Here is a 13,261-nt window from a genome sequence, read left to right as displayed (position 1 = left end):
CGACGAAGGAATGCAATCATGAGCATCGCAGCCACCGTCGCCGAGAAGGCGCAATCAATGATCCCGATCGACCTTCAGATCCGGGGGGCGCATGTCTATGACAAGACCCGCCGAATCGTCACAAGGACCGACGGCCAGAAGATCTTCACCGAGACCCCGATCCCGCCGGTGGACGAGGTCGATCTCGCCGAAATCGACCTGAGTAACCCGTTCCTGTATCGCCAGGGTATGTGGCGCTCGTACTTCGAGCGTGTCCGCAACGAGGCGCCGGTGCACTTCCGTTCGGAGAGCCCCTTCGGTCCGTTCTGGTCGGTCACGCGACACGCCGACATCATCGCGGTCGACAAGAATCACGAGGCGTTCTCCGCCGAACCGTTCATCATCATCGGCAGGCCCCCGCGTTTCATGGACATCGCGATGTTCATCGCGATGGATCCGCCCCGGCACGACAAGCAGCGCGCCGCAGTGCAGGGCGTGGTGGCTCCGAAGAACCTTCGTGAGATGGAGGGGCTCATCCGCGCGCGCGTCCGCGAAGTCCTCGACGGCCTCCCACTCAACGAGCCGTTTGACTGGGTCCAGACTGTGTCGATCGAACTCACTGCACGCATGCTCGCGACGCTACTTGACTTCCCTTACGACAAGCGGCACAAGCTGGTCGAATGGTCCGACCTCGCGACCTCGATGGAGCAGGCCAACGGCGGCCCCTCGGACAACGACAGGGTCTTCCGTGAGATGGTCGCGATGGCGCAAGGCCTGAGTTCGCTGTGGCGGGACAAGGCGGCACGTACCGTGGCCGGCGAAGAGCCTGGCTTCGACCTCATCACCATGCTGCAAAGCAACGAGGACACCAAGAACCTCCTCGACGATCGCCCCATGGAGTTCCTCGGTAACCTCGTGCTGCTGATCGTCGGCGGCAATGACACGACCCGCAACTCCATGAGCGGCGGAGTGCTGGCCCTCAACGAATACCCCGAGCAGTTCGAGAAGCTCAAGGCCAACCCCGACCTCATCCCCAACGCGGTGTCGGAGATCATCCGCTGGCAGACCCCTCTTGCTTACATGCGCAGGGTCGCCAAGAAGGACGTCATGCTCGGCGGCCAGTTCATCCGCAAGGGTGACAAGGTGGTGATGTGGTACGCCTCGGGCAACCGAGACGAGCGCGTCTTCGAGCGTCCAGACGAGCTCATCATCGACCGGGCCAACGCCCGCAACCACATCGCGTTCGGTTTCGGTGTACACCGCTGCATGGGCAACCGGCTCGCCGAGCTCCAGCTACGCATCCTGTGGGAGGAGCTCCTCCCTCGCTTCGACAACATCGAGGTGGTGGGTGAGCCGGAGTACGTGCAATCGAACTTTGTCCGTGGGATCAGCAAGATGATGGTTCGCCTGACCCCCAAGGGGGAAATGTGACGGCTGATCAGGTCGTCATCCTCGGCGCGAGCCACGCCGGCGTCCAACTCGCGGGCGCTCTCCGAAAGGAGAAATGGGCCGGGGATGTCTTGCTGATCGGCGACGAGGGCAGGCTCCCCTACCAGCGTCCACCGCTGTCCAAGGCATACCTGGCAGGTGCATCACAGCTTGATGACTGCGCGATCCGCGGACGTCAGTTCTACGACAAGCAGCGGATCGAGCTCGTGGACGGAACGGCGACGGCGATCAACCGTTCCGCGCACACCGTCACCCTCAACAGTGGAGACGTGGTGTCTTACGCCACGCTGGCACTGTGCACCGGCGCGCGCGCCCGCGCGCTGACCGTTCCGGGCGCCGAGTTGACGGGCGTCCACTACTTGCGCACCGCCACCGACGTCGAGGCCATCCGTGCCGCGGTGGTGCCAGGTTGCCGGGCCGTCATCGTCGGCGGCGGCTATATCGGCCTGGAGACGGCCGCCTCACTTCGAGCTCAGGGTGTGGACGTCACTGTTCTCGAGGCTGCGGAACGCGTGCTCGAGCGGGTGACCGCGCCGGTGGTCTCGAGGTTTTTCGACCGTACCCACCGGACCGAGGGTGTCGATGTTCGCACCAGCGCGTTGGTCGAGGGTTTTCGCGGGGAGGGGCGAGTCGAAGAGGTGGTGCTCGCCGACGGTGAGACCCTGGCCGCGGACCTCGTCATCGTCGGTGTCGGCATCATTCCCAACACGGATCTCGCGGTCGCCGCGGGCCTCGAGGTTGACGACGGAGTCATCGTCGACGACCATGCACGCACCAGCGACCCCGACATCGTCGCCGCCGGCGACTGCGTCAACCAACGGATCGCACGGTACGACAGGCGCGTCCGCCTCGAATGTGTGGCGGCCGCCACCGAGCAGGCCAAGGTCGCGGCAGCGACCATCTGCGGCAACGAAGCCGGTCTCACCGCGCTGCCTTGGTTCTGGTCCGATCAATACGATCTGAAGCTGCAGATCGCCGGGCTCAACACCGGGTACGACGAGGTACTGGTCAGCGGTGACCCTGACCACGACCGTGACTTCACCTGTTACTACTTCAACGACGGCGAGCTGATCGCCGCGGACTGCGTCAACAGACCCAAGGATTTCATGAACGCGAAGCGTACGATCGCACAGCGTTCGTCGCTCGACAGGTCCGAACTGATCGGAGCCACACCATGACCACATCACCCGCGGCAGCGGAAAGGCCGGCGGCGGCGCTCACAGCATCGACCTTCCTCGACATCCATCACGCGACCGTGCAGGCCTTCACCCAAGACGCGGTCGGCGACGCGGACACCGATCGCGAGAAGGCGCGGCGCCTCTTCGCCGCAGTCCGAGACCAGATCCGTTACGACCCCTACACCGTCTCTGACAAGCCCGATCATTACCGGGCCAGCCATGTCATCGAGTCCGGACGTGGGTACTGCGTACCCAAAGCGGTCGTACTGACAGCCGCGTTCCGCGCGGCAAACATACCGGCCCGGCTCGGCTTCGCTGATGTACGCAATCATCTGCAGACCGACGCGCTGCGCGAACTCATGGGAACCGACGTCTTCGTATATCACGGATACAGCCACGTCTACATCGAGGGGCGCTGGTTGAAAGCTACACCCGCGTTCAACATTGAATTGTGCACTCGATTCGGGGTCCCACCTATCGACTTCACCGGCGATCGCGACGCGTTGTTTCACGCGCACGCGGCGGACGGCTCCGCGCACATGGAGTACGTGCACGAACGCGGCGTCTACAACGACTTGCCCCTCGAGGAAATCCTGGCGGGCCTGCGGCATGCCTACGGCCCTCTGATCTTCTCGGGACGGCCAGCTCCGTCCGACGCATTCCGCGCATAGTGTGCGCTCCGGCGGGCTACCGCCGCAGGTTACTGCCCGCTCGAACACCCGTGCCACCACCTGTCGGCCAGATCCCGTCGCACAGTGTCCACCACCACTAGGGAGACCATGACAATGTCCGAGTCATTGCTCGACACCTATCCACACCGAATGGGCGGCCATTGCGGCTCCAGCGCGATGCGCGACTTGATGGTGAGGGGGACCCGTTTGGTGGTCCAGTCGCTATGCGGCTTGGGATTGGTGGGTCGTGGTCCACTGTAGAGCGAATTCAGCGGGGCTGAGTTCGCCGTGGGCGCTGTGGGGCCTGGCGGTGTTGTAGTCGGTCCTCCAATCCTCGGTGATCACTTGGGCTTCGAGCAGAGAATCGAAGCGCCACGAGTTGAGCAGTTCATCGCGTAGTCGACCGTTGAACGATTCGATCCAGCCGTTCTGCCATGGCGAACCGGGGTCGATGAACAAGGCTCCGGTGCCGGTGAATCGGCACCAGTCGCGTACGGCGTGGGCGACGAATTCGGGGCCGTTGTCGAACCGCACGTAGACCGGCGCCCCGCGGGTCAAAGCCAGCGTGTCAAGGACTGCGACCACTTGGTCGGCGTCGATTGACCTGCCGATCTCGATGGCCAGGCACTCTCGGGTGTACTCATCAATGATGTTGAGTAGCTTGATCGTACGACCATCAGCGAGGGTGTCGAATTGGAAGTCCATCGCCCAGATCACGTTCGGCCGGATAGGACACATCGCCCCTACGGTGACACCGACGCCGGTCAACCGCTTCTTTTTGCGGCGCTGGGGCACTCGAAGTCCTTCCTCACACCATAGTCGACGAATACGTTTGTCGTTGACCGCCCATCCGGATTTGCGTGCCATCTTCGCTGCTCGCCGCCACCCCCACCGGGGCCGGTCGGTGGAGAACCTGCGTAGCCAGGCCCTCAGCCTGGTGTCCTCGTCGTCCGCTGGTTGTGTCCTCAGGCGCATCGTCGAGCGGTGGATACCGACCACCGCACACGCCCGACGCTGAGACACCCCGAACCGTTCTTGCAGCACCGTCACGGCGCGGCGTTTACGGTTCGGGGTCAAAAGTTTCCCGACGACAGGTCCTTGAGCATGTCAATGTCGAGGGCCTGGTTGGCCACGAGCTTCTTGAGTCGGGCGTTCTCCGCCTCGAGTTCTTTGAGCCGCTTGGCGTCATCAGCTTTCATGCCGCCGTACTGGGCCAGCCAGCGATGCCACGTGGACTCCGCGACTTCGAGGTGCCGGCACACCTCGTCGAGTTCCTGACCAGCGGCGAGGAGCATATTGCCCTCGGCGAGCTTGCGGATGATCTGCTCCGGCGTGTGCCGGCGGCGCTTGTTCGATGTCATGACGTCGTTGATTCTTCCTGCTCGAACAATCGAGCAACAGAGTCCCACAACGACTGGACCACCCAGGAGGGCTCACCTCACAAGCTAAGCGCTCGGTTCACGGGGAGGGCGGTAAGGCGCTGCGAATGGGTTAGATACGTCTCGCCCTCAGGGTTGATGCAGCCTTGCTGTATCGGGTAACACCAGATGCAGGCGCGGTTACGGTATTCTAGTCGGCTTGAAGGAATCGAGTAATCAGGTCTGTGGCGGCGTCCGGGTCTCCGTGGTTCTGAAAGTGACTTAAGTCAACTTTCACGAACACGGCGTTCGCGGTGAAATACGCTTTCTTGCCTACTGTGCCGACCGCTTTGATGGAGAGTGCCCGAGCGGTGTTATCGACGACCGTGGCGACGAGGTGCACGGGTGTGTGCAGTGGCACTGGGTGTCGGTACTCGACGGTGAGTGTTCGAGTGACTGCAGGTGTGCGGGCGATCCACAGGGTGAATCCCATGATGTCGTCGCAGGCTGCTGAGATGGCACCGCCATGGGCTAGGCCGGGTGCTCCTGATTGGCGTTCGTCGAAGGTTAGATCAGCGTAGACGTGGTCGTCATGCCTGTATACCTCGAGCTGGAGTCCGCTGGGGTTGTCGCTGCCACATCCCATACATGATGGCGAGTGCGCTGGTAGCCGCTGATCGAAGCCCATTGGGTGGTCCTCTCTGCGGTCCTCGTTCGGTGTTCGAGCACTCGCAGTTTCGTTCTGTTACCGACGGTATCGTTTGTGCTGTTGGTCTGGAGCGGGAAGTGGGCAAGGGTGGAGATCGCCGATATCGATGATGTGGACCCGAGGCGGGTTCGCTCGCGGGCGCGGTTGTTGGATGCTGCCGCGACCCTGCTCAGCAGCGGTGGGGTCGAAGCGGTCACCGTGGAGGCTGTAACCCGGCTATCTCGCGTAGCCCGCACCACGCTGTATCGACATTTTGAGAGCACCACGGACCTGGTGGCAGCAGCCTTCGAGCGGTTGTTGCCTCAGGTGGACAACCCTGAAACCTCGCAATCGATTCGCGATGACCTGGTCACATTGATGCAACGCCAGGCTGCTCTCATCGAACAGGCTCCGTTGCAGTTGACCACACTGGCTTGGTTGGCAATGGTTCCCAAGCAACCTGGCGAAGAACCAAACGCATTGGGGCCGTTGCGGATGCGCGTAGTCAACCAGTACCGAGAACCCTTTGATCGAGTGTTGACAAGTAGCGCGGCCGCCGCTGAACTCGACGATCCGGACTTGACCATGGCGATCACTCAGCTGGCAGGCCCTCTGGTCTTCGCCAAGCTCACCGGGATTCGCGCGATGGATGTCGCTGATCTCGAGCGCCTCGTCGATGACTTTCTTGCGGCGCACAGGCGGCGCCCGCCTACATAGCCTCACCGCCTTCCACTTTTACGCTACAACTTGTAGCGTAGCGCTACCGATGGTTCCACTGTGGGCCAGATGAGTTGGTGAGGTACTGCGTATGGTGGTCCATCGTCCCGATGACAAGCGCTTGGCAAGGCGGCCGTTGGTCGAGCGCAGCGAGTACAGCTCCACGTTGGGACGAATCGCGCGGTTCACTTTGACGCACAAGTCCCTGGTCATCGGGGTGTGGATAGCTGTCGGGGTGGTGTTGGCGGTGCTGTTTCCTCAGTTGGAGACGGTGGTGCGGCAGCAATCGGTAGATCCGATCCCTGCAGGGGTTCCGTCCTTTCAAGCTCTTGATCAAATGGGTGGCGCATTCGGGGAAAAGGGCGCTAAGACCACTGTCTTCGTGACCATGGAGAACCCGAATGGGCTTACAGAGGTCACGCGAGAGCGATACGACGCGTTGGTCCTACAGCTCCGTGAAAATTTTGACGATGTGCAATCGGTTCGTGACTTGCTGTCGGATCCGATCACTGCCCGCCAGGCGTTGAGTGAGGATGGCAAGGCCTGGTATCTGCCCGTCGGGGTCTCGGGGACCCTGGGCGGTCCGGCGGCGACTCATGCGGTGGAAACCGTCCGCGAAACCGCACGCCGGGTGTTTGAAGATACTGGTACCGCGGTTCATGTCACCGGACCCGCAGCCACCTTCAGTGATCAGATCGTGAGTGCCGAGAGCGACCTGGTCGTGATCACTTTGGCCACAGTCGCGCTGATCGCCCTGATCTTGCTGGTGGTGTACCGATCGCTGTTCACAGCACTGGTGCCGTTGCTGGTGATTGGTGTCAGCCTTGGGGTGGGCCGCGGCGTCTTGTCCGCACTAGGTGAGCTCGGAATGCCGGTGTCTCAGTTCACCGTCGCATTCATGACGGTCATTCTGCTCGGGGCCGGGGTGGACTACTCAGTCTTTTTCATCAGCCGCTATCACGAGCGGTTGCGCCAAGGCGCGCCTACCGCGGATGCTCTTGTGGACGCTACAGCGACGATCGGACGGGTCATCTTGGCCTCGGCGGCGACGGTGGCACTGGCATTCCTGGCTATGGCGTTCGGCGAACTGAGCGTCTTTTCCACCTTGGGTCCGGCCTGCGCGATCGCGATCCTCATCGGGTTCCTCGCCACTGTCACCTTGCTGCCGCCGGTGCTGCAGTGGGCAGCCCGCTTCGGTTGGGGCAACCCCCGACGAGACCTCACGCGCAAGTACTGGAATCGCGTGGCGGTGCTTGTCGTCCGCCGCCCAGTCCCCCTTCTCGCTATAACGATGGTGGGGCTGATCGTGCTGAGCACGATCGCGATGGGTATCCACATCACCTATGACGACCGCCAGGGCCAACCCGCGACGACCGACAGCAACCAGGGATATGCGCTGCTTGACCGCCATTTCCCCACAGATGTGACGGTTGCTGAGTTTCTTGTGGTGGATGCGCCGATCGACCTACGCACCGCCAGCGGACTTGCCGACCTCGAGCAGATGGCTTCGCGGGTATCCCAAATTCCCGGGGTGACTCGCGTCATCGGCGTCACCCGCCCCACCGGCGACAAACTCGAACAGGCCGAGCTGTCGTGGCAGAACGGTCAGATCGGGGACCAGGTGGCAGGCGCCGTCGCAGACGGCCAGCAACGAAAAGGCGACCTCGAGCAGTTGCGCTCCGGTGCCAACCAGCTCGCCGACGGGCTGGCCCAACTCGACACCCAGCTACGCCTCAACCTGACGCCACTCGCCGGTATCCTCACCCAAGCAAGCACCGCCGGTCAACAAATCCAGCAGTACCAACCACTCCTGCGCCAGCTCGCCGCGTCCGCGCCCGCACTCGACCGCGCCTCACAGAACGCCCCACAACTTGCCGCCCTGACCCGCCAAACATCCGCGGCGCTGACAACAGTGACCTCAATCCTACCCCTCCTCGACTCAGCGCCCTGGTGCGCCCAAGTCCCCCAGTGCGCAACCCTGCGCGCACAGATTCGCGACCTCAACGCCACACTAGGGAGTGGACTGCTCGACCAGATCACCACCCTGTCAACACAACTCGCACAACTAGACACACCCCTCACGACGGTCACCGACCAACTCACCGCAACCGTCAACTCCCTCAACTCCACCCTGAGCACCATCAACAACCAAGACCTGCCCGCTAAGATCACTCAACTCCAAACTGGCGTGAGTCAGCTCGCCGCAGGATCACGACAACTCGCCGACGGCGTGTCCGCGCTGATCGACAGCAACCTTCAGCAACTAGCCGGGATGGCCACCCTAGCCACGCAACTCCAAACCTCCGCCCGCGAAACCGCCGGAACAGACTCCGCGACCGGCTTCTACCTGCCACCTCAAGCCAACGCAGACCGCCGCTTTGTCGATGTCGCTCGCCAATTCGTCTCGCCCGACGGCCATACCGTGCGCTACGCAATACAAACCAGCTTCGACCCCTACAGCACCGAAGCCATACAACTGACCAACACCATCACCGATGTTGCAAACGCCGCCAGACCGAACACCACCCTGGAGGACTCCCACATCGCAATCGCCGGATTCCCCGCCATCAACGCCGACCTGCAACGCCTACTCGCCGACGACTTTCAACTCCTGGCACTGGCAACCCTCATCATCGTCGGCCTGATCCTAATCCTTCTCCTCCGAGCACTCATCGCACCGCTGTATCTCCTAGGAACCGTCGTCCTCAACTACACCGCGGCACTGGGCATCGGCGTCCTAATCTTCCAACACATCCTCAAAACCGAGATCGCCTGGCCTGTACCGCTATTGGCTTTCATAGTCCTCGTCGCCGTCGGCGCAGACTACAACATGCTGCTCATCTCTCGCCTACGCGAGGAATCCCAGAACAACATACGAATCGGCGTTCTACGAACCGTCACCAACACCGGATCGGTCATCACCTCGGCCGGCCTCATCTTCGCTGCCAGCATGTTCGGCCTCATGGCTGGCTCGATCTCCATCATGACCCAAGTTGGACTGATCATCGGTATCGGACTACTGCTCGACACCTTTATAGTGCGCACCATCGTCGTGCCGGCCATCGCGACACTACTAGGCAAAACCAGCTGGTGGCCGAACAACGAAACCGTTTAACGTACTCCTGGTTTAGTTCCCCAGTATCCGCGCGGGACTGTCGCTAGGGACTGCTGCACGGATAGGTGACATCTGATCTGGCTTGCCTTCGGGCGGTCGGGAAGGATGTAGCTGTGCCCAAGCCGTACCCCCAGGAGCTCCGAGACGATGCGATCCGGGTGGCTCGTGATCGTGGAGAAGGCGTCACGATCGAGCAGGTCGCCAACGACTTCGGTGTGCACCCGATGACGCTGCACAAGTGGATGCGACGCGCGAATATTGATGGGGGCCGCAGCCCTGGCGTGACCTCGACCGAGTCCGCTGAACTGCGCGAGGCCCGTAAGCGGATCCGCCTGCTTGAGCAGGAGAACGAGGTGCTGCGTCGAGCGGCGGCGTATCTATCGCAGGCGAACCTGCCGGGAAAAGGCTGTACCCGCTCGTGAAAGAGCTCGCCGCCGACGGGATTGCCGTCGCGTGTCGTGTCGGGTACTTCAGCTCTCGCGCCAGCCCTACTACCGGTGGCTGGCCAGCCCGGTCACCAATGCCAAGCTGGCCGCGGCGTATCGGGCGAATGCCCTGTTCGATGCCCACCGCGAGGACCCGGAATTCGGCTACCGATTCCTCGCCGGGGAAGCCGCCACCGTGGGTGAGTCGATGGCCGAGCGGACCGCGTGGCGGATCTGCCGCGACAACGCCTGGTGGTCGGTGTTCGGCAAGAAGCGAGGTCGTAACGGCCGACGACCGGGACCACCAGTCCACGATGATCTGGTCCAGCGCGACTTCACCGCCGAGGAGCCACATCGGTTGTGGCTCACTGGTATCACCGAACACCACACCCGTGAGGGCAAGCTCTATCTGTGTGCAATCAAGGACGTGCACTCAGGGCGGATCGTCGGCTACAGCATCGATTCCCGGATGAAAGTCCCGACTGGGTCAAGTCCCAAGTAGTGGTGTAACTCGTTTCTGATCCTTCGTCGGGCTTTCAGGCAGGCAGTTCGATCAGCGGGTCGGTAGTGGCCTCCGTTGTTGTGGTGGTGTCGGTGGTCAGGGTCAGTCGGCATCGGTTGAGGACCTCGAGGCCGAGGTATCGGCGGCCTTCGGCCCACTCGTCGGTCTGCTCGGCCAGGACCGCGCCGATGAGTCGGATGATGGCGTCACGGTTGGGGAAGATACCCACAACGTCAGTGCGGCGGCGGATTTCGCGGTTGAGTCGTTCGGTGGGGTTGTTGGACCAGATCTGTCGCCACACGTCATCGGGGAAGCCTGTGAAGGCCAACAGGTCCTCTCGAGCGTCACCGAGATGGTCAGCAACCTTGGGGAGTCTGCCTTCGGTGTATTCCAGGAGTCGGTCGAACTGCTCGTGCACGGCGGTGGCGGTGGGCTGGTCATAAACGCTGTGCAGCATCGCTTTGACCGCCGGCCACATGGACTTGGGGCACACCGCCATGAGGTTGGCCGCGTAGTGGGTACGGCACCGTTGCCACACGGCGCCGGGCAGGTTGAACCGTCCTGGATCGGATGGAGACCTCGTTTAGGCCACCGCCATCTCGGAGGTGGCTGTCTCACGGTAGCGCCTCTCGTACTCAATGGGCGGGCAGTAGCCGATCGATGAGTGCAGCCGCTCGGTGTTGTACCAGTGCACCCAGGCGGCGGTCTCGCGCTCGACTTCTGCGCGCCCGGTCCACGATCGCTGGCGCTCGATCAGTTCGGTCTTGTACAACCCGATGGCTGATTCCATCAACGCATTGTCGAGTGCATCGCCGACCGACCCGATCGATCCGGCCAAGCCGGAGTCGCGTAATGCTTCGGTGAACGCCAGCGCTGTGTACTGACTTCCGGCATCGCTGTGATGAATCAAACCTGTTGCAGTGAACGAGAAGTCGGTTCTACGTCGGGTGAACAAGGCCTGTTCGAGAACGCTGGTCACCAACGGTGTCGACTTGCTCGTCATCACCCGCCACCCGAGGATTCGACGCGAGTACACATCGACGAGAAACGCGGTGTAAACGAACCCTGCCAGGGTCCAGCAGTAGGTGAAATCAGCCACCCACCACTGATCTGGCCTGGCCGGCAATGACCACTTGCGCTCCACCAGATCAGGATGCCGCGGCGCGCGATCATCGCGCTGGGTCGTGATCGTGCGATGTTTTCCGCGGGTGACTCCGGCGATCCCGCAGATCCCCATCAGTCGGCCCACCTGATCACGGCCCATCTCACGGCCCTCGCGGCGCATCGTGTGCCAGATTTTGCGGACGCCGTACACGCCACGATTGCGATGAAACGCCTGGTAGACCGCGTGAGCGTCGTACGCCTCGGCCAATCGTGTCACCGAGACCGGACCCGCTTGCGTGCGGGCGTAGTAGGTGGACGGGGCGATCTGCACGCCGTGCTCAGTGAGCACTCGGCAGATCGGGGCGACCCCGAACCGACCCTTGTGAGCGTCGATGTAATCAACGATCACCGCAGTCGGCGGTCGACCTCCGCCGCGGCGAAAAACGCCGACGCTGTCTTCAAAATCTCATTGGCCCTTCGCAATTCAGCGTTCTCCTTGCGAAGCGCCGCCAACTCGGCGTCCTGCTCGCCCACCGTCATCGTTCCCCGCGCAGTCACGATCGGCCGGTCCTTCTCGATCCAGTTCCGCAACGTCGCCTGGTTGATATCGAGCAATGCGCCCACGTGTTTCCGGGCGGCGAGCTTTCCGCCGCCATGCTCGGCGAGGTGGTCGTGATACATCCTCACAGCCCGCTCACGCGTCTCTGGATCAAACTTCCTCAGTGCACCCATACCGGCATTCTCCTGGTGAGATCACGGTCTCCACCAGACCCAGGACGGTTCAGGTTCGCCGCGATCGCCTCGACCAGTCCGGCGTGGGCATCAGAGGTCACCAGACGCACCCCGCCCAGCCCGCGGGCGACCAGATCGGCGAAGAAGGTGTTCCAGGAGGCTTTGGTTTCGCTGGTCGCTACTTGCATGCCCAACACTTCACGGTGGCCATCGCCGTTGACGCCGGTGGCCAGCAGGACAACGGCTTTGACGACCTGCTTGTTCTCGCGGACTTTGATCGTCAGGGCATCTGCGGTGACGAAGGTGAACGGCCCGACCTCGTCGAGGCGACGATGGCGGAACGCTGTGACCTGCTCGTCGAGGTCGGTGGCCATGCGTGAGACCTGTGACTTCGACAGCGAGTCGATGCCGAGAGTTTTGACCAGCTTGTCCATCCGGCGGGTCGAGACTCCAGCGAGGTAGCAGTCGGCCACGACGGTGATCAGTGCTGACTCGGCCCGCTTGCGGCGTTCGAGGAGCCATTCGGGGAAGTAGCTGCCCGAACGTAGTTTGGGTACCGCGATATCGACGGTCCCGACGCGGGTATCCAGTGGCCGGTGGCGGTAGCCGTTGCGGTGGTTGGTGCGCTCTGGTGTGCGTTGGTTCCATTCGGCTCCGCAGACCGCGTCGGCATCGGCCGACAGCAGCGCGTTGATCATGGTTTGCAGCAGCTCACGCATCAGATCTGGTGATGCCTCGGCCAGGGCTTGGCCAAGAAGGCCTGCAGGGTCGACAATGTGGGGTGCGGTCATCGCGATGACTCCTCGAGGATTCTGTGGAAGGTTGACTCGAAGGATCACGCGGTGGCCGCTCTGCATCCGTTAACGACACGACGTCGATAACGAACTCGGCCACCGAGTTACACCACTCTATGGGGCGCTACCCCCGACTGGCCGTGGCAGCGTTGCACAGCGCGCTGGCCCGTCGTGGTGAGGTGGCCGGCTGCATCGTTCACTCGGATCGAGGGTCACAGCTCCGGTCGCGGAAATTCCTACACGCCTTGAATACTCACGGTCCAACGGGGTCGATGGGCAAGGTCGGGGCGTGAGGGGACAACGCAGCTATGGAGATCTTCTTCGCGCTCCTGCAACGCAACGTGCTCGACCGTCAACGCTGGGACACCCGTGAACAGCTACGGATCGCAATCGTCACCTGGATCGAACGGACCTACCACCGCCGGCGCCGGCCACCACATCGGCCGAGAATCAGACCCGGCGGCTGATGCGACTGGCCGGGGTCCGCGGAGTGCAGCGGGCAGCGAAGGCTTTCACCACCCGTCCCGACCCGACCACGGCCAGACCTAC

General features: G+C 62.5%; 9 protein-coding genes, 4 pseudogenes and 1 other annotated feature. Of the genes and pseudogenes, 8 read left to right on the top strand and 5 right to left on the bottom strand.

The genetic code is table 11. The annotated features are described in order from the left end of the window. Positions 1–18 precede the first annotated feature (18 nt). Genes AC3B5T_RS04065 through AC3B5T_RS04055 form a run of 3 tightly spaced genes read left to right on the top strand, consistent with a single transcriptional unit; the run spans position 19 to position 3,277 of the window. Positions 19–1,410, top strand: coding sequence for a cytochrome P450 (locus tag AC3B5T_RS04065; RefSeq protein ID WP_005195133.1), 1,392 nt, complete (start codon positions 19–21; stop codon positions 1,408–1,410). After that, positions 1,407–2,606, top strand: a complete 1,200-nt coding sequence (locus AC3B5T_RS04060) for an NAD(P)/FAD-dependent oxidoreductase (protein WP_005195132.1) — start codon at positions 1,407–1,409, stop codon at positions 2,604–2,606. The genes AC3B5T_RS04065 and AC3B5T_RS04060 overlap by 4 nt, the downstream gene beginning before the upstream one ends. Then, complete coding sequence (locus AC3B5T_RS04055; protein ID WP_005195131.1) at positions 2,603–3,277, top strand: transglutaminase-like domain-containing protein; 675 nt, start codon at positions 2,603–2,605, stop codon at positions 3,275–3,277. The genes AC3B5T_RS04060 and AC3B5T_RS04055 overlap by 4 nt, the downstream gene beginning before the upstream one ends. Before the next feature lie 222 nt (positions 3,278–3,499). Here the strand turns inward: AC3B5T_RS04055 and AC3B5T_RS04050 are convergent. Together AC3B5T_RS04050 and AC3B5T_RS04045 are read right to left on the bottom strand one after the other, a co-directional pair. Then, a protein-coding gene (locus tag AC3B5T_RS04050; protein ID WP_085949120.1) for an IS3 family transposase occupies positions 3,500–4,638 on the bottom strand; the annotation gives its coding sequence in 2 pieces (ribosomal slippage) (positions 3,500–4,368 and positions 4,368–4,638; 1,140 coding nt in all). Positions 4,639–4,846: 208 nt separating this feature from the next. Continuing rightward, on the bottom strand, positions 4,847–5,323 hold the full coding sequence (locus tag AC3B5T_RS04045; protein ID WP_005194688.1) for a PaaI family thioesterase: 477 nt from the start codon (positions 5,321–5,323) through the stop codon (positions 4,847–4,849). A 108-nt stretch (positions 5,324–5,431) separates the two neighbouring features. Here AC3B5T_RS04045 and AC3B5T_RS04040 point away from each other — a divergent pair, with 108 nt between their 5' ends. The 4 genes and pseudogenes from AC3B5T_RS04040 to AC3B5T_RS04025 form a co-directional block, all read left to right on the top strand. Next, positions 5,432–6,040, top strand: coding sequence for a TetR/AcrR family transcriptional regulator (locus AC3B5T_RS04040; RefSeq protein WP_005194691.1), 609 nt, complete (start codon positions 5,432–5,434; stop codon positions 6,038–6,040). Between the two features lie 91 nt (positions 6,041–6,131). Beyond that, on the top strand, positions 6,132–9,155 hold the full coding sequence (locus AC3B5T_RS04035) for an MMPL/RND family transporter (protein WP_005194693.1): 3,024 nt from the start codon (positions 6,132–6,134) through the stop codon (positions 9,153–9,155). Between the two features lie 113 nt (positions 9,156–9,268). After that, entirely contained in the window at positions 9,269–9,577 is a 309-nt protein-coding gene (locus AC3B5T_RS04030) for an IS3 family transposase (protein ID WP_005194694.1), read from the top strand. A 232-nt stretch (positions 9,578–9,809) separates the two neighbouring features. Next, a pseudogene (locus AC3B5T_RS04025) lies at positions 9,810–10,055 on the top strand (IS3 family transposase); the annotation flags it as partial. A gap of 61 nt (positions 10,056–10,116) precedes the next feature. Here AC3B5T_RS04025 and AC3B5T_RS04020 read toward each other — a convergent pair. The 3 genes and pseudogenes from AC3B5T_RS04020 to AC3B5T_RS04010 all read right to left on the bottom strand — a co-directional run. After that, positions 10,117–10,635: pseudogene (locus AC3B5T_RS04020) on the bottom strand (transposase); the annotation flags it as partial. A 30-nt stretch (positions 10,636–10,665) separates the two neighbouring features. Next, a protein-coding gene (locus tag AC3B5T_RS04015) for an IS3 family transposase (protein ID WP_137811086.1) occupies positions 10,666–11,918 on the bottom strand; the annotation gives its coding sequence in 2 pieces (ribosomal slippage) (positions 10,666–11,624 and positions 11,624–11,918; 1,254 coding nt in all). Then, positions 11,503–11,634: a sequence feature (AL1L pseudoknot), on the bottom strand. (Overlaps the previous gene by 132 nt.) Positions 11,919–11,941: 23 nt before the next feature. Continuing rightward, positions 11,942–12,709: pseudogene (locus AC3B5T_RS04010) on the bottom strand (IS256 family transposase); the annotation flags it as partial. Positions 12,710–12,846: 137 nt separating this feature from the next. Between AC3B5T_RS04010 and AC3B5T_RS04005 the strand changes: the two are divergent. Continuing rightward, positions 12,847–13,179: pseudogene (locus AC3B5T_RS04005) on the top strand (IS3 family transposase); the annotation flags it as partial. Positions 13,180–13,261 lie beyond the last annotated feature (82 nt).

The organism is Gordonia sp. G4, from assembly GCF_057770005.1.
The sequence above is the reverse complement of the archived record's forward strand: the minus strand, read 5'-3'. Positions and strand labels throughout refer to the sequence as shown.

Bases quoted from the DNA above. Each gene is read 5' to 3' on its own strand.
- AC3B5T_RS04065 (WP_005195133.1), top strand. From the start codon at position 19: ATGAGCATCGCAGCCACCGTCGCCGAGAAGGCGCAATCAATGATCCCG.
- AC3B5T_RS04055 (WP_005195131.1), top strand. From the start codon at position 2,603: ATGACCACATCACCCGCGGCAGCGGAAAGGCCGGCGGCGGCGCTCACA.
- AC3B5T_RS04045 (WP_005194688.1), bottom strand. From the start codon at position 5,323: ATGGGCTTCGATCAGCGGCTACCAGCGCACTCGCCATCATGTATGGGA.
- AC3B5T_RS04035 (WP_005194693.1), top strand. From the start codon at position 6,132: ATGGTGGTCCATCGTCCCGATGACAAGCGCTTGGCAAGGCGGCCGTTG.